Source organism: Nostoc sp. FACHB-152 (assembly GCF_014697475.1).
Lineage (GTDB): Bacteria > Cyanobacteriota > Cyanobacteriia > Cyanobacteriales > Nostocaceae > Nostoc_B.
Genome location: NZ_JACJRV010000013.1, coordinates 14,835 through 36,542, shown reverse-complemented (window position 1 = coordinate 36,542; position 21,708 = coordinate 14,835). Strand labels below are relative to the sequence as shown.

Below are 21,708 nucleotides of genomic sequence, written 5' to 3'. Positions count from 1 at the left end.
AGCTTTACTAAAAGCTTAATCTATTTCCTACCTATTCAACTTAAACACTCCTTGTTAAGTGTGGTCTTGCTTGCCAATGCATAAGTACTAAGGACTTACGCAAGAACTCTCTCAAACTCTTATAACTGTGTATCCTTTGCGTCCTACCCTGCGGGTTCGCCATCAGGCGTTCTCGTTCGGCGAAGCCGTTCCCGAAGGGTAGAGTAGCCGCTAACGCATCTACGTTTTTTCATACTTGTGCGTCAGTCCTATTTATTTAAAAATGATTTAAAATTATAATATCTAAAAAATATAATATTAAATAAACATGAAAGTCAAAGGTATTAAACGTGGACAAAATATTGAACTGTTAGAGCAAATAAATAACATTCCTGATGGAACAGAAATAATTATAGAAGTAGAATTGATTGCCAAGCCAATACAAGAATCAAAACTGAATTTAACAGAAGAAGAAAGATTGGCTAGATTAAATAAATTATTTGGCGCGTGGAAAAATCAACCAGATTTAACAGAAATATTTGCAGACATCGACCAACAACGCCATGCTTATCAAGGTAGAAGCATAGACTCAATTGATAATCAGGATAACCGCTAATGTATCTGTTAGACACTAACATTTGCATTGCACTACTTCAAGAAAACCCCCAAGCAATTAAGAAATTTAATCGCTACTTCAGCCAATGTTATCTATCCACAATTATTGTTGCTGAACTTTATAAAGGCATTTACTATTCTCAACAGGTGGTTAATAATCTGGAAATATTGCATCAGTTTACTGAGCTATTACCAATAGAAACCTTTACCTTAGAAGCGGCGATTGAATTTGGCAAGATTCAAAGCGAACTCAAAAAGATTGGTAAACCAACTGGAGAAATAGATGCGTTAATTGCTGCTGTTGCTCGTTCTCGCAATGATATTCTCGTAACTAATAACATCAAAGATTTTACTAATATTCCTAACTTACAACTAGAGAACTGGTTAGAAAACTAGATATAGATTATTTAGTCAACCGCCTGAGGCTATTTCATATTCTTACTCAGAAATACCAGATTTTGTCCTATGCTAAACCTTACTTTCTAAAGGTTGCTGAATAGCAGCAGTTGCAGCTAACTTTCTACCATAATTAATAGCAATTAAACCTGTCACATACATAAACAAACTGTAAACCGCAGCTGGGATTGCCATATCAGGATTGTTGAGTAATCCGGCGGTAATTGCGATCGCTAGTGTACCATTTTGAATCCCAACCTCAATGGCAATGCAGATTTGCTGCGGAGCATTGAGTTTCAACAGCTTGCTAACATAAAACCCCGCCAACATTGAAATAGTATTCAACAGCACTACAGCAATTCCCACTTGCAGAATAAAGCCAGGGAGACGGTTCCACTCACGAATCACAAGTAAGAGAATAATTATCGCCAGGAAAGCAACTGCTAGGCGGCTAGTTACTTTTTCTAGACGACGCGCAATTTCGGGAAATCTCTGCCGCATACCCATTCCTATGATTATGGGTAGAAGCGTCATCAAGAAAATTTGTACTATTGTTGCACCAATAGGTAGAGCGATCGCCGCACTTTGACCAATGAAGTGCTGATATGCTAGGTTCCCTAACACCGGAATTGTAAATACTGTAATTAAACTACTAAAAGCTGTTAGAGTCACTGAGAGTGCAACATCACCTTTAGCAAGGAATGTAATTACATTCGAGGATACCCCACCAGGACACAATGCTATGATCATTAACCCCATAGCAATGACAGGTTGCATAGGTACCAATTTAGCAATACCAAAACCAATCACAGGTAATAAAACTACCTGACTGATCAAGCCAATGGAGACAGCTTTCGGATACTTCCTTACACGTTGAAAATCTTCTGGTAGCAGAGACAAACCCATGCCTAGCATAATGATAGCTAAGGCTATCGGTAAAACAACCGCACTCAAAAAGCTTGCTTCCATAATCAATATTTTGTAGGAATTAAACAATAAGTTAGAGGGTAATCAATGCTTTACAACTAATTGAGTTGCCAAACGACATTTTTAGCTTTCTAGCGTGAATTAACATTCAAAGCTGGTATTGGTAGAAATATTATCATGATTCAGTAATTACCCCTAATTTGCTATAAAAATTACTGAAATACAAAATTACCGAGGAGAAACAGTAAAGGTATATTTATCTCAAAAAACCTCAGTTCAAAACCTTAGACAGACGCAGAAAGACGTAGATGGCTTTGATAATTAATCATCGGTGTTCATCTGCTTTTATTTTTTATGAACGAGGAAGTTTCTCGAAAACTAGAGTTAATTAGGCAAACCATCTCGGAAACTGAGGCGGGCGGTGTGCGTCTGCGAGGGACAGATTGGTTTGCTTGGGCGACGGCTGGTGCTTCTCATACTGTGTTGCTCACTGCTGAAACTGGTGTCGCAGAAGTATTAGTTACAGGCCAAGATGCGTGGATATTGACAGATGAAATTGAAGCGCAACGCTTAAAGGATGAGGAATTACCCAGTAATTTTAAATTGCAGGTTAGCCCTTGGGCTGAACCTGATACTCGTGAAAGCTTTGTGCGGGATGCAACTGCTGGGGGCATAGTTCTGAGCGATGTCTGCGACAACGCGAAGCGCGATCGCCCCACAGCCCAAGAGCAACCAGTACCACCTTCTCTAGTAGCATATAAACGGGTACTCATGCCAACTGAGCTAGAAAGATATCGCCAAGTTGGACAAAAAGCCAGTGCAGCCATGACAGAAGTACTCCAAGCTGCCCAACCTACTTGGACAGAATATCAGTTAGCGGGTGCAGGTGCAGAAGCATTATGGGCAAGAGGTTTGCATCCAGCCGTGACATTGGTAGCGGGAGAGAGACGTTTACCTCTGTATCGTCATGCTACAGCGACAGCAGAAAAACTAGGACGGCAAGCAATGCTAGTGTTTTGTGCGAGAGGCTATGGTTTGTTTGCTAACTTGACTCGCTTCGTTTGTTTTGGTGAACTTTCCCAAGATGAAGCCGAACTACATCGTCATGTGCGAGAAATCGAAGCCAAAGTTCTATCTGCATCTCAACCGGGAATGACTCTCGACGCAGTTTATTATGCACTAGCGCAAGCTTATGAACGGCATGGTTTTCCTGATGCTATCCGCCAACATCATCAGGGAGGAACTACCGGCTATTTAGCGCGAGAGGTTGTAGCAACTCCCCATACAACTGAGTCATTGACAGAAAACAAAGCGATCGCTTGGAATCCTAGTTTACCAGGGGCAAAGGTTGAAGATACATTTGTCATCCTCAAAGATGGCAAGCTAGAAAACCTGACTTTTGATCCTAACTTTCCGAGCGTTGAGGTAGAAGGAAGATTACGTGCTGTGCCTTTGAAAAGGTGATTTAAGGCAGTTAACAGTTAACAGGCTTGAAAGTACCTTTGTGCATGGATTTTATCAGGAGGAAATGTCCTAAAAATTGCTTCAATTGCCATACACCTTTTACATCTGGATGAGGTACACTCACCTAGCCTCTAACCCTAGTCTCTAGCCTCTCTTCCTTAAAAAAATAACTATGAATTTCTCACAAATATTTGGTACACTACCCCAAACGCAAGCTAGTGCGCCAGGTAGGGTGAATTTACTTGGCGAACATACCGACTACAACGATGGTTTTGTACTGCCAACAGCGATTCCGCAACAAACAACTGTACAGCTAAGTCATAGTGATGATGGATATCATCATTTTTACTCAGAAAATTTAAATGAACGAGTCAGCATTTTAGAAATTAATCATTCACCTTCGGGATTTGCCAGATATATTTTTGGTTGTATTGAGGTGTTGCAAAAAGCAGGACACACAGTTCCACCACTAAACGTATATGTCCAATCATCAGTTCCGATGGGTTCTGGTTTATCAAGTAGTGCAGCGTTAGAAGTAGCAACGTTAAGAGCAATTCGCCAACTCCTCAATCTGCCAATTGATGATGTTGAAATCGCCCAACTAGCGCAGCAAGCTGAGATTAACTATGCTGGTGTGCAATGCGGCATTATGGATCAAATGGCTTCTAGCTTGGCTGATACTGAGCATATTTTATTTTTAGATACCCGCACTCTAGAACGCCGTGTACTACCTTTCCCTTCAGGAGCAGAAATTGTAGTTATAGATAGTGGTGTACCGCGAACTCTGGCAAGTAGTGGTTATAACCAACGGCGTGCTGAGTGTGAAGAAGCAGCACATTTACTAGGAGTAAAAGCACTGCGAGATGTAACTGATGCGAAAGTAACAGAAGCATTACCTGAACCTCTAAAGCGTCGCGCTCGTCATGTAGTTACAGAAGATAACCGCGTCTTGGAAGCTTTGGAAGGTGTCACACCTGAGCGGTTTGGCGAATTGATGAACGCATCTCATACGAGTTTGCGTGATGATTACGAAGTGTCTGTACCAGCACTAAATACTTTAGTAGAAATTTTTCAGAAAACCCCAGGCGTATTTGGTTCCAGGCTGACTGGTGCAGGTTTTGGCGGAGCTTGTGTGGCTTTGGTAGCTTTAGGTGAAGGAAAAGCGATCGCTAATCAAGTCCTAGAACAGTATAGCCATACAGGTAACACCGGAAAAATTTTAGTTCCTTCTTTGGAATCGAATCATGCAGCCTAGAGTTATTTATGGTAACGCCGCCACTGAAGGTGCAAATCGCTGGGGTTGGTTTATTGGTCACTTTATCACCCCAGATGATGACCCGCGATCGACTCAAGATTTAGAAATTAAATGGGGTGTCCACAAAGCAGGAGATCAAAGAACTCAGTGGGCAATAAACCACAAAGCTGCTACTCTTTCTATCTTGATTAGTGGCAAATTTCGCCTGCAATTTGAAAATAAAGAGATTGTTTTAGAGCGTGAGGGTGACTACGTACTTTGGTGTGCAGGTGAGCCACATTGCTGGGTTGCAGAGACTGAGTGTACTATTCTCACAGTCAGATGGCCTTCTGTGCCAGGCGATAGTGTAGCTATACGTTGAAAATAGGTGTAGAGGAGAAAGGGAAAAGGGAAAGAACAAACCTTTGCCCCTTGACCCTTTTCCCTGCTAAGTTATCTTGGCTAACCACTAATTTGAGCCGCGATAAATTCGCTCCATCTGTTCTGGAGAGAGGCGCGTCATGGGAAAACGCTCATTTGCAGAAACGGGAAGTACTTGAGGAGGTGTTATCTCTGTTTCTGGCTTATGGATCGTACCATTTGGCACATCGCAAATCGGAAACGGATTTAGGCGGTGGGTTTCTTCCTCTGATTCTGTTACTTGAGTTTGAGGTAAGACATAGGCGTGCCTATCGGGATCGTATGCTAAGACTTCGCCTGTTTCAATATGATAAACCCAAGCATAAATATTAAGTTGTCCTTGGTAGAGCTTAGAGTGAATTACTGGATAAGTCCGCAAATTTTCAATTTGGGTGAGAACATTCTCAGCAATCATAATTTCTAATAGTTCCTCCCCACTGTAGTGACCATAATGGTCTAGCACTAGCCTTCGGGTTGCTTCTGCATATTTCAGCCAATCATGTACAAGGGGCATTTCTTTACTCAGGCTGTTTAACTTCATTAGCCCTTTCATTGCACCGCAATGAGAGTGACCACAGATAATAATTTGACGAATATCTAAGGCTTGCACAGCATACTCAATTGTGGCACCTTCACCGCCATTGGTCGCCCCATATGGAGGAATGATGTTGCCTGCATTGCGGATGACAAATAACTCACCTACCTGGGCTTGTGTAATTAGATTAGGATCAAGACGCGAATCGGAACAGGTAATAAACAACACTCTGGGCTTCTGCCCAAGCGAAAGTTGCTCAAACAGTGATTGATGCGTCGAAAAATAGCTAGATTTGAATTCACGCAGACCTTTAATTAATTTCTTCATTACCAAATTCCACAAATACGCGGCTTAAGTGCCAAATCAGAGGAAGCAAATTAAGACAGTAGAGAGCGTTTGTTCTTTACGCTTTAACCATTGAGAATTCTTATATCATAAGTTAACTTGTGCTTTAAATTCCTACAATGTATCCACTCTTTAGTTATAGAATCTGGTTTGATTACTGAACATACTTGTGTAGTCAGGCAATAGGCAATAGGCAATAGCAAAGAAGGCAGGTAACGATGTACTGATTTTTTAAAAGAATGAAATATGAGTCCTATATATGAAGTTAGCTTTAACTTTTAGAGGCGACTAACATTTGCACGAAGTGATAAAAGCCTAAGACTTGCGAATTACTCTAACATACTTTAAAAAGTAAAATCACTCCTATTTATGTGAATAAACTGAGATATTTCAGCGTGTAGTTACGAAATTCCTCAAAGTGGGTGTGAAGGTTTAATTGAAGAACTTATGATTGTAATTGTCATGGGAGTAGCAGGCTCAGGTAAAACAACTGTTGGTCAAGCACTTGCAGCTGCTACAGGCTGGGAATTTAGCGATGCGGATTTATTTCACTCAGCAATAGCATTGGCAAAGATGGCTAGGGGAGAACCTTTGACAGATGCCGATCGCACTCCTTGGTTACAGACTATGCAAAGCGCGATCGCTCGTTGGCTACAAGAAGATAAAAATGTTATCCTAGCTTGTTCGGCACTGAAGTCTACTTATCGTCAGATTCTCGGTGGCGATGATCCACGGGTGAAATTTATTTACCTCAAAGGTAGCTATGAGTTGATTCAGCAAAGACTGCGCGATCGCGTTGGTCATTTCATGAAAGCTGATCTCTTACCCAGTCAGTTCGATACCCTAGAGGAACCAACCGCTACACAGGCATTTTATGTTGATATCTCCCAAAATTTAGAGGAAATTATTGACGATATCACAACTTTCCTCAACGTTTAACTGCCTGCATAAATCATCAAAGTAACTCAATCAAAATACTGATATATTTTCGCATTTATTTACTGTAATTTGGGTGTTGTCTGTAAAAATTTTTCCTGTTACCTAACTCTCTTATAAAGTTTATAAATTAAACAGTATTGCTAGATAGTAGGTAACAAGGAATAGGCTTAAAAACCTCTTGGTATCAATGTTTCATGATGAGTAATTATGCTAATTTATCTAGCAACCAGCATATATAATTTCTGCTCAATCTTCATTCAACAAAAGTTTTTTCAGTAAATTCAACTAGTTTTGACTTAATTAATTGATAAATGTAACATTCCATTAAAAGTTAAAGATTTAATAAAACATCAGTAAGTAAATTAAGATTATTGAGTACAATGCTACAGCCATGATAAAAATAGCGAGTAACAATTAAATATCAAAAATGCTTGCTTCTATCCAAACGTTAAAGCTTTCAGCTAAATAAATATTTAGATTAAATGCTATTTTCATAAAAATTAACTTAATTTAAAGAATAATTTGGAGGTTAAATAATGCCGATTTGTATTTAAAACTAAAAATAATGTTGACAATCAAAAGAAGCAATATTATCTATAAGGGATCTGGTTTGATTACTGAACATACTTATGTAGTTAGGGAATAGGCAATAGCAAAGAAGGCAGGTAACAATATACTGAGTTTTTTCAAAAATAAAATACGAATCCTATATTAATATTTAAATATCTAAAATTAACACTAAATAAATTCAGCCGGACTTAACAAAATTCATCATTAACTCATGCAGATTCTGATTTATTCCTATAATTATCATCCAGAGCCAATTGGCATAGCACCTTTAATGACTGAACTGGCAGAAGGACTGGTAAAACAAGGTCACGAGGTGCGGGTAATTACAGGAATGCCCAACTATCCACAGCGCGAGATTTATCCGGATTATCAAGGTAAGTGGTATCTCACAGAAAAAATTAATGGGGTGACAATTCAACGCAGTTACTTGCGAATTAAATCAAAACCAAATTTAATCGATAGATTACTGTTAGAGTTAAGTTTTATTATTACTAGTCTTCCCCAAGCTATTAAAGGCAAAAAACCAGATGTAATTCTTCTCACTATACCGCCATTATTAGTGACCCTACCAGCAGCTTTTCTGGGGAAAATATATAATTGCCCAGTGATTTTAAATGTCCAAGATATTCTGCCAGAAGCGGCTGTGCGCGTTGGGTTAATGACAAATAAATGGATGATCCGGTTTTGCGAAGTATTAGAAAAATTTGCCTATCGTCATGCCCAAACCATTAGCGTTATCGCTGATGGTTTTTTAGAAAATTTGGTCAACAAGCAAGTACCTGCTAAAAAAATTGTTTGTATTCCTAACTGGGTGAATGTGAATTTCATTCAGCCTTTGCCAAAGGAGAATAATCCTTGGAAAATTACGCATAAGTTAGATGGAAAATTTGTGGTGATGTACTCTGGGAATATTGCCCTGACCCAAGGTTTAGAAACTGTGGTAGCGGCCGCCGCACTTTTGCGTCATATTCCCGACATCAGCTTTGTAATTGCGGGCGAAGCGATCGCACTTTCAAGATTACAACAGTATTGTTTATTCTGTGGGGCAGATAATGTTTTACTCTTGCCATTACAACCACGAGAACAACTCCCGCAAATGCTAGCGGCGGCTGATGTGGGTTTGATTGTCCAGAAGCGGAATGTGATTTCTTTTAATATGCCTTCTAAAATTCCCCTGCTATTAGCGAGTGGTCGTCCCATCATTGGTTCTGTACCCGCAAATGGCACGGCGGCTAAAGCAATTAGAAAAAGTGGCGGGGGTATAATTGTCGAACCAGAGTCAGCCGAAGCTTTAGCTGATGCAGTTCTGGAACTTTATCATAATCAACAATTAGGTGAGCATTTGGGTAAGAAAGGTAGAAATTTTGCCCTTGAGCATTATGCTTTTGAACAAGCAATTGCTAGGTATGAAGGCGTATTTATGGATGCGATCGCTAAACGCAAATTATCAGGCGATCGCATTTTAAAAATCAATTCTCAAGAATCAGTTGTAGATATTTGCAAATAAGTAGTCTTACTCACTAATTACACCAGAATAGATAAGGTACATAACTATAGGAATCCGGTTTGATTACTGAACATACTGGTGTAGCCAGGCAATAGGCAATAGGCAACAGAAAAGAAGGCAGGTAACAACGTACTGATTTTTTTCAAAAATCAAATATGAGTCCTATATCTGCTTAAAAATAGTAATTATCCTGTTACAAATGTTAACTATTAATTCTACTATATTGTGATTTTTGATAAAGAATTGTATGACTTATAAAACAGATACTTGTCTGGATTTATATACTGGAGATTAATTTCCACCGTGTGCAATATGCACCAGGAGGTTCCAATGGTTCATACTTTTGAGGTGTTGGTTGATATTAAGGAATATGCCGATCAACCCAACAATACCTATCAATGCGGAACGTCAAGATACGAAATTAGTGCAGAGTCAATACAAAAAGCCGACGGTATGGCACGGGTTCAGGCCAGAAGCGAACATCCAAAAGGCACTGAATATGATGTCAGAGTAACCAGGCTTCTGAAGTAATTTAAGCCCTGGATTTAACGATAAATTGAGTTCTCATCATTAATTTTTCGCTTTTGTCAGTATTATAAAAAGAGACTAGAGGCTAGGGACTAGAAAAATTTTAGATTTTGGATTACCGATTTTAGATTGAAAAATGCTCCTAATCTAAAATCCTAAATTTAAAATTCAAAATTGATTCCGGCAGCACTTTTTTAAGTCAGCTACTCATGAGAAAAATCTACAATCAAACATGAGAAACTGTCTTCTCTAGACCCTAGTCTCTAATCTTTAAGCCCTATTTTTCATCACTATCGCTGTTGAGATTTTTGCAGCAAATACATAACTAACTGTTCGCCTGCGCTGTCGATATGTTTTTTTAATAGGCGCACAGCAGTTTTTGTGTCCCGCTTTTTGCAAGCATCCAATAGTTGATAGTGTTCTTTTTGCGATCGCTCTTGATAATCCATTTGTACCATCTGCACGCGCACATAGCGATCAACATTCACGTGCAAGTTTTTCACCATCGTTAATAGTCGCGGACGTTCAGCACTGGCGTAAAGAGTGGCGTGAAATTCCCAGTTGAGTTGCGCTAACAAACCTGCATCGGTGGCTTTATCGGCTGCTTCAAGAATGACTGCTGCTTTTTCTAAATCGGCTGCGCTGATTTTCGGTATTGCCAACTGCATCGCTTTTACTTCTAAAGCACTGCGAATCTCACAAATTTCTTGCGCTTCACTTGCAGTCAGTACCGATACCATCGCACCACGATTGAGATGCAGTGTTACTAAACCTTCTGCTTCTAATTGGCGCAACGCTTCCCGCACAGGAATGCGACTCACACCAAATTGCGTGGCAATTTCATCTTGTCTGAGAGATTGTCCTTCTTCAAAAATGCCGCGCAGAATCGCTTCCCGCAAGGCATCGGCAATTAAATCAGGAGTGCTGCGTTGTTGTTGCAGCAAGTTAGCAGCTAAATCATTTAAGTTCATAATTTATATTGTATACAATATCCAAAAAATTGTATACAATATCCAAAGTAACAAAACATCATTCCCTTAATTCCACGGGAGACAGTTATGAGCATTGCATCTCAACCAGACCGAGTTATTATCTTCGACACCACCTTGCGGGATGGCGAACAATCTCCAGGCGCAACCCTGAACGTAGAAGAGAAACTAGCGATCGCTCATCAACTGGCACTCCTTGGTGTAGATGTGATAGAAGCTGGTTTTGCCGTCTCTAGTCCGGGAGATTTTCAAGCCGTCAAAACCATTGCTGAACAAGTCGGAACACCGGACGGGCCAATCATTTGCTCTTTAGCCAGAGCCACCCGTAAAGATATTCAAGCTGCTGCTGAAGCCTTAAAACCTGCGGCGCGTCCGCGAATTCATACGATGATTTCTACCTCTGATATTCACTTGCAATATCAATTGAAAAAGTCTCGTAGTGAAGTATTGGCGATCGCTCAAGAAATGGTTGCCTATGCTAAATCTTTTGTAGATGATGTAGAATTCTCACCGATGGATGCCAGTCGGACGGAACCAGAATTTTTATATCAAGTATTGGAAGCAGCGATCGCATCTGGTGCAACTACCATCAATATTCCCGATACTGTCGGCTACTGCACACCCAAAGACATGGGAAATTTGATTCAGGGGATTCGTGAAAACGTCCCAAATATTGACCGAGTAATTCTTTCCATCCATACCCAAAACGATTTAGGTTTAGCTACTGCCAACGCCTTAGCTGCGATCGAAAATGGTGTGCGTCAGGTAGAGTGTACAATTAACGGCATTGGAGAACGTGCCGGAAATGCTGCCTTAGAAGAAATTGTGATGGCATTGCAGGTACGCAAACACTACTTTAATCCTTACTTTGGCCGTCCTGTTGATTCTGATGCACCTTTAACTAATATCAAAACCCAGGAGATTTACAAAACCTCTTCCTTGGTTTCGCAATTAACTGGAATCCTGATTCAGCCGAACAAAGCAATAGTCGGAGCCAACGCCTTTGCTCATGAATCTGGCATTCATCAAGATGGCATCATTAAGCATCGCCAAACCTACGAAATTATGGAAGCCGCATCTATTGGTTTGCCAGAAAATCGGATTGTTTTGGGTAAGCACTCTGGACGCAACGCCTTCCGCACGAGGCTGAAAGAATTAGGCTTTGAACTTAACGAAGCAGATTTGAACAAAGCCTTCAACCGCTTTAAAGAAGTTGCTGACAAGAAAAAAGAGATATCTGATTTAGATTTAGAAGCGATTGTGCGGGATGAAACGCAGATTCAAGTAGAAAGCGGTTTTCAACTCGAACACGTGCAGGTGATTTGCGGTGATTGCACTTGTCCAACAGCCACGATTACAGTTGTCACTCCCGATGGCAGAATCCTCACTGATGCAAGTGTCGGTACAGGGCCAGTAGATGCAGTTTATCAAGCTATGAACCGCTTAGTACAGATTCCTAATCAACTAATTGAGTTTTCTGTGCAATCAGTCACAGGCGGAATTGATGCCTTGGGAACAGTCACAATTCGGTTAGCTTACCAAGAGCGAATCTTCTCTGGACAAGCATCCGACACTGATATTGTGGTAGCCGCAGCATATGCTTATCTCAACGCTGTTAATCGCCTCTATCGTTACTTGCAAACTCAAAAAATCCCTGCTTCAGTAAGTGAATAAATAATACACAGGCTTAGATAGATCCCCGACTTTTTGAAAAAGTCGGGGATCTTGTTCGTATAGAAGCAAAATTTGACAATTTATTAATTTTATAGTACAAAAATACTAATAAGTTGCTTGTTGCGTAAAATTCCATACTTTACAACTATATATATCAGCAGGAGAGCCAAGTTAATGAAGCTATCTAAGATAGACTTGAGCAGTGTAATAGCGATCGCTCATTCTGACGGATATTTGCAGTTATTACTTGATCGAGGTGAAGAACTAGAGTTTTTAGAAGTTCCTGCGCCAGTCGAAGCTTATGAAGGACTGCAACACTTGAGTGATATTGTGGCAGAAACCGCTACACTGCCGATAGTGGAAGAACCAATTGCCATGTTACCAGTTAGCTCATCAATGGCGATCGCAGTTGGATATGATGAGTGCGATCGCACTCTGCAAGTTGAGTTTCAAAATGGTGCAGTCTATCAATATTCAGAAGTAGAGGCAGAAACTTGGGAAGATTTACATACAGCTGACTCTATTGGTGAATTTTTTAATCAAGAAATTAAAGGCAGATATGAATCTGAACGTATAGATTATATATAAGCATTTATAATTCATTCATAAAAAACAAGCTCCTCGACTTTTTTAAAAAGCCGAGGAAACGATAAACTGAACAGTTTAAAAATTAACATTACAATACAATTAAATATAATAACAATAAACCTATCAGGCAAGTTTTAGATGAATACTATTGTGCTGAATCTAGAACCAATTGTTCATTTAAACGATGAGCAATTTTATCAATTGTGTGTTGCCAATAGTGATTTAAACCTTGAAATGAATGCATCAGGAGAATTAATTATTGTGCCACCAGTGGGAGGAGAAAGCGGAAATCAAGAAGCTGAACTCATCACCGATTTAGAAATTTGGAATCGCCAAGCTAAATTAGGAAAAGTCTTTAGTTCTTCAACTATATTTATACTTCCCAATGGTGCAAAGCGTTCTCCTGATGCGGCTTGGGTAAAATTAGAACGGTGGGAAGCTTTAACCCCAGAACAGCGAAAAAAGTTTCCGCCACTTGTACCCGACTTTGTGATTGAATTGCGTTCGGAAACAGATAGGCTGATAACTCTTCAAGAGAAAATGCAAGAATATATAGAAAATGGTCTGCGCTTGGGTTGGCTGATTAATCCTCAAGATGGAAACGTGGAAATTTATCGCCTAGGAAAAGCTGTAGTAATTATTCAAATACCAGCAATTCTTTCTGGAGAAGATGTCTTACCTGGATTTGAGTTGCAAATCTAACATGGTATAGTTTTGCTAATATTTAACAGTTATCAGTTATCAGTAAAGAATGAGGTGTTTATCTTTGTGATCACTGTTTTAACCAGCAATCAATTGCTTAAAACGCTGATTATCAGCAATCTCATCAAAATCTATATCATTTGCAGCATCTTCCTTATAGCTGGGATTGATTTCAATTGCTTGTTGCAGACATTCAACGGCTAATTCTGCTTGTCTTTGTAGTGCGTAACAGGCTGCTTTGTTGTAATAAACAATGGCATAGTCTGGCTTAAGTTCTAGTGCTTTATTAAATGCAGCGATCGCATCATCATCCAGCCCTAATCTTACCAGTGTGTAACCGCGTTTATCCCAAAGTTTAGGCGAGTCTGGTTGAAGTTTTAGTGCTTGATCAAAAGAAGCTAATGCTTCTTCATATTCTTCCAACTCTATGAGGGAAAGACCGCGATTTAACCAAGCAGTTCCGTCATCTGGTTTGATTTGCGTAGCTTTATTAAAAGAAGCAAAAGCTTTTTTATGCTGGCGGAGATTACCAAAAGCCACGCCGCGATCGCACCATGCTTGGTGATAATCTGGTTGAAGTTTGATAGCTTTATCGTAAGATGCGATCGCCTCTTTGTAAAGTTTTAATCTTCCTAAAGTTATGCCATGTTTTAACCAAGCAAGAGCATTACCTGGCTGGACTGTGACGGCTTGATTGTAAAAAGAGAGTGCTTCTTCATATTGCTTTTGAGCAAACAAATCATCACCTTGTTGGATATCAGCTACTGCTGATACTTCCGGTTGTGGCTGAGGTGTTGACTCTGAATTAATTTGAGGTTGACTTTCAGTAATTTCTTGCAGAATTAAGTTTTTTCTTTCCTGAGCATCCAACTGTAAATCAGACAATTGTGTAACCAACTCTGTCTCTAATTTTTCTAATCTTTCTAAAAGAAATAACTTTTGTTTTTGCGCTTGTGATTGTAATTCCGAAAATTGCGAAGCAAACTCTGAACCAGATTTTTCTAAATTTTCAATAATTAAATCTTTGCGCTTTTGCACCTCTGCTTGTAATTCCGATAATCGTGTAGCAAATTGCAAATTTAAGCTGATCAAATCTTCTAACAGATTATTTCTTTGTTCTTGGCTTTCAACTTGTAACTCTGATACTTGTAATTTAAAGGTTTCTGCTATTTCTCCTATATTTTCCTGTACGTTATCTTTTTGCTGTTGAGTTTCAGCTTGTAATTGCGCCAGTTGTGTTGTAAATTCTGATTGTAATTTGATTAAATTACCTAGCACATCATCTTTTTGCTGCTGGCTTTCAGATTCTAATCTCGATATATAAGAATTAAAGCTACTTTCTAATTCCTCAATATTTTTGCTAGTTCTATCCTTTTGTTGTTCAGCATCTACTCTTAATCCAGCCAAATGAGATATAAATTCTGTTTTGGAATTTAATAATTCTTCAATTAAAGCATCTTTTTGCTGCTGTAATTCAGATGTGAGATTAGACATCTGAACTATAAAATCATCTTTTGACTTATCTATTGTTTGCCAATTAAGACTTTGATTTTGCTCATTTTTTAATTGAAATTCTGAAATTTGTAATGCAAGCTCTGATTCTAAATTACCTAAATTTTCAATAACTTTATCTCGTTTTTGTTGAGCAGTTAGCTGAAATTGCTGCAATTTGGTGTTAAATTCAGATTCTAAATTTTCGATAGTTTGTTTAAGACTGCTTATTTCTATATCTAAACCTGATAATATATTATTTTTAGATTGTAAAATATCAGATTCAAAAATATATAAATTTTCCTGCTCTTGTTTTATCTTTTGTTGTAAAGCATTAGATTCATTTTCTAATTCACGACTAATTTTTTTGACTTCTTGAATAATATTTTCAGCTTCTTGTTTAACAATGGTTATCTGAGTTTGTAACTTTTCTATTCCTTCTAGTTGAGACATAGCTCGATCAACAATTTCTCGAATTGCCACTTTGCGTAATAGCCAAAATAAGGCAATAACCGCTACAGGAAATAGGCTTAATATTACTAACCAGACATTCATCAGAACAGTCGTTCGATTAAAAGCTTGGTAAAAATTAGATGGAACAGGCTCTCGAAGTTTCTGTTCGGCTCGTAGTCGGTTTAATTCTTCTCTCTCTTGATTTGAGAGTACCTGAGCAACAGTTTGTTCTTTAGCGATGGATGGTATAGTTTGTCCACTAGTTACACTAGCAGACAGCAGCAAGGGTGAAAAGGCGATCGCGCTTTTCAAAACTAAGGCTAAGATAACTTGATTCTTGCTGTTCACTCTAGACATCTCCCTCAGATTTTAAAACCCCTACTTTTAGTGTAGGGGTTTAGCATCAGGTGTTCATGATCATGATGACTTTGCTCCCGCCTCAACTAACTTGTTAAACAGTAGATTGGCAACTTTGGCCATCAGCTTACCACCCTATTGCCTATTGCCTGTTCCCTGTTGTAATTTAGATGCAAGCAATTATCAAGATTTTGTAAAGCTAGTATCAAGGCATGATTAGTCTGTGTTAAATTCACCGAAGTTAAGATTATTGAGTGGTAAGCCGGAGAGAACTCGGTAATGTAAAATACTTTTGGCAGAACTCGGTCTAAATAACCGTTGTTTTCTGAATGGCTTCTGTGCAATCTCTTATCCGCCTAGTTTTTCAATATAAACGGGAAATAGCATCTACCTGGCTCACAATAATTGCTGGCAATACGAGAAGATAAGTAATATGTAATATTTACTACATACAGTTGCCGGATTGCCATTAACAGTGTCATAAAGAAAAGGTAAAGAATTCATCCTGCGTATTCTTTACTTTCAAAATGCTTCCCCAGCTTCCAGGATAGATAAATCATACTCATGACTGAACTTATATTACGCTTACAACAGGGAGAGACAGATACAAAGGTAACAGTGAATCAAGAACAATTCACTATTGGTCGTTTACCAGAATGTGATTTGTATTTACCCTTTGGTGGAGTTTCCCGTAAGCACGCCCTGTTACGAAAAAAGGCTAATGGTAGCTGGGCAATTGAGGATCTGGGCAGTAAAAACGGCACACAAGTAAATCAGAGTTTTGTGACTACGGCTAAAGAGTTACAGAACGGCGATATTATTTGGCTGGGAAACGTGAAGCTAGAAGTGCTGTTACCAATTTCGGCGATGCAGTTGATGTCTCAGCAAGTATCTTCAGAAGGGGCTGAACAGAGAACAATTCTGCGAAATGTTGAACAATTACAACAGCAATGGATAGCAGCTGATAGCCGAAATAATGAAATTGACAATAAAGACAAAAGCATTGCCCGCCTGAAAGATTTGGTAGATATAGCTAAAAATCTTTGTGCAGCAGCATCTATAGAAGAAATTTTCTCTCAGGTGCAACAAGTAGTTTTTCGTTATCTTGACAGTATTGACCGTTTAGCTTTATTGATTGATGTGAATGGATGCAATCACCTAGAATTGGTGAATGCTGCCACTAGATATGCTTCTGAACAAAAATATTTAGCAGCTGATGGCAGTTGGATTAGTCGGAGTATTTGTCAAAAGGTATTTGAAGAAAAAGTTGCCATTCAAACTGCTGATACTCATAAAGATGAGCGATTTGCTGGCGAACACAGTATTTTAGTCAAAGGTATTCGCAGTGCTATGGCTGTGCCTTTATGGGATGAAACTAAAGTAGTTGGTGTTCTGTATGCAGATGCCCATCTTTCTTCTTATCATTGGGCTGATGATGGTGAAGAAGAACTCAGCTTTTTTTCAGCTTTAGCAAATCTAGTAGCTTCGAGTGTGCAACGTTGGCTATTAGTAGAGAAGTTGAAAACAGAAGAAGTCATACGTCATAGACTAGAACGTTACCATTCTCCCGCAGTGGTGCAGCAGTTAATATCTGTAGGCGGTTTACCAGATGGACGTTTGCCCACGACTGAGAGCGAAATTAGTATTTTATTTGCAGATTTAGTCGGGTTTACTGCATTGTCAGAGAGATTAACACCAACAGCGATCGCTCAATTATTAAATAATTTATTTGAAGAAATGCTGCAAGAAGTGTTTGGCTACGGCGGCACTTTAGATAAATATATTGGCGATTGTATTATGGCATTTTTTGGCGCACCCGAACCTTTAGTAGATCATGCCGAACGCGCCACCGCCGCCGCTAAAGGAATGCTAACTCGCCTGCAACAGTTGAATGCCAACGGTTTTTGGCAGGAACCCCTACAATTACGCATTGCGATTAATAGTGGTAGGGCTGTTGTCGGTGATGTTGGCAGTTCTCAACGCGTTGACTACACCGCATTAGGAGCTACGATAAATTTAGCCGCGCGGATGGAAGCTGTTTGTCCTCCCGGTGAATGCGTCATTAGTGAAGCCACCTATCAAATGTTGTCACAGCCCCTAGATTTTCACGAAATGGGGGATTACCGTTTTAAAGGTATTGATAGGTTAGTTAAGGTTTATCAAACAAAAATGAGTTAAAATAATTCCCTTCAAATTAGGGACTTTTATTTAGGAATGGTATTTGCATACTTTGGTACAATTCATAAGTATTTTTCTACCATGCAAATATAAGTCATCAATGAATCATATTCGTAAGTTTAATTGTTTATCTTTTATAGGATTTATTCTCTTAATTTTGAATTGCTGGCTGCTAACACCAATTAACCCAGCACTCGCAGATATTTCCTCTACTAATGTTTATGAACAAAGAGCTAAACATAGTTCAGATGGTATTGGTAAATATTACATAGGGCGGGAAATTGCCAAGGTGATGGGACATACAGGCGCAGGTTGGCTAGAACGTCCTAGTCGTGAGTTAGAAGAACAGCCGAGTAAGATAGTCAGCGCGCTGAATTTAAAACCCGATGATGTCGTTGCAGATATTGGTGCTGGTAGTGGTTATATGAGTTTTCGTATTGCACCGTTACTATCGCAAGGAAAGGTTTTGGCTGTAGATATTCAGCCAGAAATGTTAGATATTATTGAGTTTTTTAAACAAGAAAAACACATTACTAATATTGAGCCTGTTTTAGCTACTCTCAAAAATCCTAACCTGCCAGCAGCAAGTATTGATTTAGCATTAATGGTTGATGCTTATCACGAATTTGAGTATCCCCAAGAAGTGATGCAAGGAATTGTTAAAGCACTCAAACCAAGGGGTCGGGTGGTGTTAGTAGAGTACCGAGGCGAAAATCCTTTAATTATGATTAAACGTCTACACAAGATGACACAAAAACAGGTGCGTAAAGAAATGCAAGCTGTTGGTTTAGTGTGGCGAGAAACTAAAAATTTATTACCCCAACAGCATTTAATGGTATTTGAGAAAGCAACACAATCATAATCTGTAGATTGTATCTTGCATCCCTCCCGACGAATGAAATTCGTGGCTATACAAACTAAGTCCGCCTGCGCGGGTTCCAAACCCTAGATTTTATAACAGTCCGCGCAGGCAGGTTTTGTCTGTGTAGCTGCGACTTCAGTCGCTTGCTGCAAGATTTTTTATGGAAGTGGAATCAAGCTGACACTTTTGTTTACACTATCCCAAACTATCCAATTACAAGAATTATCTACATCTTCTGGGTTATTAGTAACTTTAAAATATAGCTTGTTTCCATTTTTCGGTTCGATCGCAAAATCGGCATTTTGAGCATAAATAACTTTGAAACCTTTATCACGCAAGCAATACATAGCCCACGCTTTTAAAGATTGTTTATATGGTTCGTGGGGAATTGGTGGTTTTGTGATTGCTTCTTCGATGACTTTATATATCTGCATTGTCTGCTAACGTAGGTAGATACTTTTGCTATCATCCCTTGTTCCAGTAGATTGGGGATTACAACGAATTTCAATCATAAAACCATCGGGGTCATAAAAGTACACACCTCTACCGGTAGGACGGGTCACTGGCCCATGAGCGATCGCTATATTATTTTCCTGCAAAACTGCCAAAGCTTGCTCAAATAATCGCGGATCTATATCAAAGGCTAAATGATAAGCTCTAGTAAAACTCTGTTCTGGGTCTGGATGGGGTGGATTTAGGTCAGGTGTCCAAAATAAATCTAAAATTACGCCGTCGGGAGTCACGAAGTTAGCAACTTTCCCCTCGGCGACCTGTTCCACCAAAGTTGCAGGGACTTCCTTACCTGTCAGTTCATACAAACCCAAGACCTCACCATAAAAGTGCCTCGAAGCTTGCATATCTTTGACGTTGAGGGCAATATGATGCACTTTACGCAAATGTCCAGGAGCAAGGATATTTTTCATACATCAGTTAGATAAAAGGACAGAATAAATTTCCTTACTAGGATAGAAGTTGAACTCTAAGCGAGAGTTTATCTTTAATTATTATGGCTTTTGATTATTCTTTAGACTTCCAAAAAATCGATTTTCGTAAACATCCTGAATTATACCGTGTTGGCAAGGGCGAACAGGGTGTGCTTTTGGTAGAACCGTACAAATCGGAAATTTTACCTTATTGGCGGTTCAAAACACCTGAGATTGCTAAAGAGTCGAGTGAAAAAATCTACGAGCTTTTTCTAGAATATCTCGCACAGGATGATTTTGTCGGAGCAGATATGGCGCGGAAGTTCATCCAAATGGGTTACACGCGATCGCGCCGTTATGCTAATCATAAAACTGGCAGAAAGTACAAAAAAACTTCCGACGAAGGAAGTTCAAAAAAAGAAATATTACCTTATGATGTAGACTCAATAAAAGCAGAATCAGCCGCTATTTTTAAAACCAAATGGCTACAGGCGAAGACGAACGAAAAGTATCTTCAGCTTTTAGCTAGGCATAAACAAATGTATGAAGTATGAAAGGAAAGAAATTCTATAAAAGATAATTACGAATTAATAATTATCTTCTATATTCGTCACCACAGTCACCGATTAACTGATACAAATCTTGTGATTCCTGAGAGATTTTATCGATGCGATCGCAATCCTCTTGGTTTAAACTAAAACCAAATACTTTGGCGTTATTTTCGATATGTTCAGATATACCTAGTCTCGCACCAACAATTACACCTCCGACTGCTGGTTTATCTAAAATGTAACGCACTGCCACATTGGCTATACTTACATCATATTTATCAGCAATTTCTTGCAGCATAGACAGCCATTCCTGAAATAATCCCCAGCCACCCCACGCATCAATCATATTTTTATATTTGCGTAAGCTGACTGTACCTAAATTAAAGCTTCCCGGTTCTGGCTTACCTAAATACTTTTCTGAAAGCAACCCACCACAAACTGTGCCGTAAGTAAAAAGTTTAATATTATGTTGCTGGCAAAACTTCACCATTGCCACTTCAGGACGACGGTCAACTAAAGAAAATTGCACTTGGTTAGAAACAATTTTAATACCTGCATCTGTAATAATTTGCAGGTGTTCTGTATCAAAGTTAGTCAAAGCTAAATGTTTAATTTTGCCCTCTGATTGTAACTCTGCCATATATTTGAGAGCATCTAAATAATTTTTATCTTGATAATCCCACCAGTGGAATTGCATTAAATCTAAAGATTCAACATCCATTCTCCTCAAAGAGATATTGATGTTATCCTCCACTAATTTCTTCGTCATTTTGCCAGGACGAGGAACCCATTTTGTAAAAGCTTGTAAATTAGCTAAAGCTTCTTTACCTCTAGTAGCAATTAATTGACGGCGAAACTCTCCAATAAAATCTTCAGCAGGGCCATAATGGTCAGCTAAATCCCAGGTAGTAAAACCTACATCCACATATTGGAACATAGATTCTATTGCAGCTTGAGGATTAATCCTTCCATGTCCACCAGAGACTTGCCACATCCCATTTAATATCCGGCAAATGTTTAAATCGGGAGTAAATTGAAGACGACTTTCTGCGGGTAGTGCCATTGTTTTATTGAGAATTAATTAACGCCAATTTTTTTCAGCTTGTTCAAGGACGTAAGCCGAAACATCTTGAATTTCTTGTTCAGTGAGGCGGTCTTTATAGGCAGACATATTACCTTTACCATTGGTGACAATGGCTGTAATTGCCTCTATTGAATCCATACCATATTTCTTAAGAGCTTGCTTTTTGAGATTCTTACCTCGCCTGATTATGTTACCGCCATTGATATGGCAACCAGCACATTGAACGCTAAATATTTGTGCGCCATTAGCTGTATCGTTTGCAAATGCAGGTGAAGTAAAATTAATGGTTAATAACAAAAGGATAAAACATAATAACTGGATTATTTTTAGCAATTTAATTACTTGGGTTATAGCTTGTTTTTGTGTGACAACCATTGTTTGAACTAAATGATGAATT

22 protein-coding genes are annotated in these 21,708 nt (G+C 39.0%); 14 read left to right on the top strand and 8 right to left on the bottom strand.

Features of this window, described 5'->3' with window-relative positions; translation table 11 throughout:
- The first annotated feature begins 307 nt into the window (after nucleotides 1–307).
- Together H6G76_RS13300 and H6G76_RS13295 are read left to right on the top strand one after the other, a co-directional pair.
- Nucleotides 308–595: a hypothetical protein gene (locus tag H6G76_RS13300; protein ID WP_190700911.1), complete on the top strand. Its 288-nt coding sequence runs from the start codon at nucleotides 308–310 to the stop codon at nucleotides 593–595.
- Nucleotides 595–990, top strand: a complete 396-nt coding sequence (locus tag H6G76_RS13295) for a type II toxin-antitoxin system VapC family toxin (protein ID WP_190700908.1) — start codon at nucleotides 595–597, stop codon at nucleotides 988–990. The genes H6G76_RS13300 and H6G76_RS13295 overlap by 1 nt, the downstream gene beginning before the upstream one ends.
- A 72-nt stretch (nucleotides 991–1,062) precedes the next feature.
- On the opposite strand, the gene H6G76_RS13290 is transcribed toward H6G76_RS13295, so the two are convergent.
- Nucleotides 1,063–1,959, bottom strand: coding sequence for a bile acid:sodium symporter family protein (locus H6G76_RS13290; protein WP_190700906.1), 897 nt, complete (start codon nucleotides 1,957–1,959; stop codon nucleotides 1,063–1,065).
- Nucleotides 1,960–2,271: 312 nt separating this feature from the next.
- Here H6G76_RS13290 and H6G76_RS13285 point away from each other — a divergent pair, with 312 nt between their 5' ends.
- The 3 genes from H6G76_RS13285 to H6G76_RS13275 all read left to right on the top strand — a co-directional run bounded on the left by H6G76_RS13285 (nucleotide 2,272) and on the right by H6G76_RS13275 (nucleotide 4,997).
- On the top strand, nucleotides 2,272–3,381 hold the full coding sequence (locus tag H6G76_RS13285; protein WP_190700903.1) for a Xaa-Pro peptidase family protein: 1,110 nt from the start codon (nucleotides 2,272–2,274) through the stop codon (nucleotides 3,379–3,381).
- A 172-nt stretch (nucleotides 3,382–3,553) separates the two neighbouring features.
- Complete coding sequence (gene galK / locus H6G76_RS13280) at nucleotides 3,554–4,636, top strand: galactokinase (protein WP_190700900.1); 1,083 nt, start codon at nucleotides 3,554–3,556, stop codon at nucleotides 4,634–4,636.
- Complete coding sequence (locus H6G76_RS13275) at nucleotides 4,626–4,997, top strand: signal peptidase I (protein WP_190700898.1); 372 nt, start codon at nucleotides 4,626–4,628, stop codon at nucleotides 4,995–4,997. Before galK ends, H6G76_RS13275 begins: the two co-directional genes overlap by 11 nt.
- Nucleotides 4,998–5,084: 87 nt before the next feature.
- Here H6G76_RS13275 and H6G76_RS13270 read toward each other — a convergent pair whose 3' ends face one another.
- Entirely contained in the window at nucleotides 5,085–5,897 is an 813-nt protein-coding gene (locus tag H6G76_RS13270; protein WP_190700894.1) for a carbonic anhydrase, read from the bottom strand.
- A gap of 465 nt (nucleotides 5,898–6,362) precedes the next feature.
- On the opposite strand from H6G76_RS13270, the gene H6G76_RS13265 reads away from it, so the two are divergent.
- The 3 genes from H6G76_RS13265 to H6G76_RS13255 all read left to right on the top strand — a co-directional run bounded on the left by H6G76_RS13265 (nucleotide 6,363) and on the right by H6G76_RS13255 (nucleotide 9,462).
- A complete protein-coding gene (locus H6G76_RS13265; protein WP_190700892.1) occupies nucleotides 6,363–6,854 on the top strand; it encodes a gluconokinase in 492 nt (163 codons plus the stop codon).
- A 781-nt stretch (nucleotides 6,855–7,635) separates the two neighbouring features.
- Nucleotides 7,636–8,931: a glycosyltransferase family 4 protein gene (locus tag H6G76_RS13260; RefSeq protein ID WP_190700888.1), complete on the top strand. Its 1,296-nt coding sequence runs from the start codon at nucleotides 7,636–7,638 to the stop codon at nucleotides 8,929–8,931.
- Between the two features lie 330 nt (nucleotides 8,932–9,261).
- A complete protein-coding gene (locus H6G76_RS13255; RefSeq protein WP_190700885.1) occupies nucleotides 9,262–9,462 on the top strand; it encodes a hypothetical protein in 201 nt (66 codons plus the stop codon).
- A gap of 287 nt (nucleotides 9,463–9,749) precedes the next feature.
- Here the strand turns inward: H6G76_RS13255 and H6G76_RS13250 are convergent, their stop codons facing one another.
- On the bottom strand, nucleotides 9,750–10,430 hold the full coding sequence (locus tag H6G76_RS13250) for a GntR family transcriptional regulator (RefSeq protein WP_190700882.1): 681 nt from the start codon (nucleotides 10,428–10,430) through the stop codon (nucleotides 9,750–9,752).
- Between the two features lie 87 nt (nucleotides 10,431–10,517).
- Here H6G76_RS13250 and H6G76_RS13245 point away from each other — a divergent pair, with 87 nt between their 5' ends.
- The 3 genes from H6G76_RS13245 (at nucleotide 10,518) to H6G76_RS13235 (ending at nucleotide 13,412) form a co-directional block, all read left to right on the top strand.
- Nucleotides 10,518–12,122, top strand: a complete 1,605-nt coding sequence (locus H6G76_RS13245) for a 2-isopropylmalate synthase (protein WP_190700880.1) — start codon at nucleotides 10,518–10,520, stop codon at nucleotides 12,120–12,122.
- A 174-nt stretch (nucleotides 12,123–12,296) separates the two neighbouring features.
- Nucleotides 12,297–12,710 carry a KTSC domain-containing protein gene (locus tag H6G76_RS13240; protein ID WP_190700877.1) on the top strand — a complete coding sequence of 138 codons (414 nt, stop codon included), beginning with the start codon at nucleotides 12,297–12,299 and terminating at the stop codon, nucleotides 12,708–12,710.
- 138 nt (nucleotides 12,711–12,848) lie between these two features.
- Complete coding sequence (locus tag H6G76_RS13235) at nucleotides 12,849–13,412, top strand: Uma2 family endonuclease (RefSeq protein ID WP_190700872.1); 564 nt, start codon at nucleotides 12,849–12,851, stop codon at nucleotides 13,410–13,412.
- 78 nt (nucleotides 13,413–13,490) lie between these two features.
- Here the strand turns inward: H6G76_RS13235 and H6G76_RS13230 are convergent, their stop codons facing one another.
- On the bottom strand, nucleotides 13,491–15,713 hold the full coding sequence (locus H6G76_RS13230; RefSeq protein ID WP_199337366.1) for a tetratricopeptide repeat protein: 2,223 nt from the start codon (nucleotides 15,711–15,713) through the stop codon (nucleotides 13,491–13,493).
- 564 nt (nucleotides 15,714–16,277) lie between these two features.
- Here H6G76_RS13230 and H6G76_RS13225 point away from each other — a divergent pair.
- Both H6G76_RS13225 and H6G76_RS13220 read left to right on the top strand, forming a co-directional pair.
- Nucleotides 16,278–17,891 (top strand): adenylate/guanylate cyclase domain-containing protein, encoded by a 1,614-nt coding sequence (locus H6G76_RS13225; protein WP_190700866.1) that lies wholly within the window; start codon nucleotides 16,278–16,280, stop codon nucleotides 17,889–17,891.
- A gap of 100 nt (nucleotides 17,892–17,991) precedes the next feature.
- Complete coding sequence (locus H6G76_RS13220; protein WP_190700863.1) at nucleotides 17,992–18,753, top strand: class I SAM-dependent methyltransferase; 762 nt, start codon at nucleotides 17,992–17,994, stop codon at nucleotides 18,751–18,753.
- Between the two features lie 158 nt (nucleotides 18,754–18,911).
- Here the strand turns inward: H6G76_RS13220 and H6G76_RS13215 are convergent, their stop codons facing one another.
- Together H6G76_RS13215 and H6G76_RS13210 are read right to left on the bottom strand one after the other, a co-directional pair.
- Nucleotides 18,912–19,187: a hypothetical protein gene (locus H6G76_RS13215; protein WP_190700861.1), complete on the bottom strand. Its 276-nt coding sequence runs from the start codon at nucleotides 19,185–19,187 to the stop codon at nucleotides 18,912–18,914.
- A gap of 6 nt (nucleotides 19,188–19,193) precedes the next feature.
- Complete coding sequence (locus tag H6G76_RS13210; protein ID WP_190700858.1) at nucleotides 19,194–19,676, bottom strand: VOC family protein; 483 nt, start codon at nucleotides 19,674–19,676, stop codon at nucleotides 19,194–19,196.
- Nucleotides 19,677–19,759: 83 nt separating this feature from the next.
- On the opposite strand from H6G76_RS13210, the gene H6G76_RS13205 reads away from it, so the two are divergent.
- Complete coding sequence (locus H6G76_RS13205) at nucleotides 19,760–20,230, top strand: DUF4385 domain-containing protein (RefSeq protein WP_190700855.1); 471 nt, start codon at nucleotides 19,760–19,762, stop codon at nucleotides 20,228–20,230.
- Nucleotides 20,231–20,270: 40 nt separating this feature from the next.
- Here H6G76_RS13205 and H6G76_RS13200 read toward each other — a convergent pair whose 3' ends face one another.
- Together H6G76_RS13200 and petJ are read right to left on the bottom strand one after the other, a co-directional pair.
- Nucleotides 20,271–21,290, bottom strand: coding sequence for an aldo/keto reductase (locus H6G76_RS13200; protein WP_190700852.1), 1,020 nt, complete (start codon nucleotides 21,288–21,290; stop codon nucleotides 20,271–20,273).
- An 18-nt stretch (nucleotides 21,291–21,308) separates the two neighbouring features.
- Nucleotides 21,309–21,686 (bottom strand): cytochrome c6 PetJ, encoded by a 378-nt coding sequence (petJ, locus tag H6G76_RS13195; RefSeq protein WP_190700849.1) that lies wholly within the window; start codon nucleotides 21,684–21,686, stop codon nucleotides 21,309–21,311.
- Nucleotides 21,687–21,708: the final 22 nt, after the last annotated feature.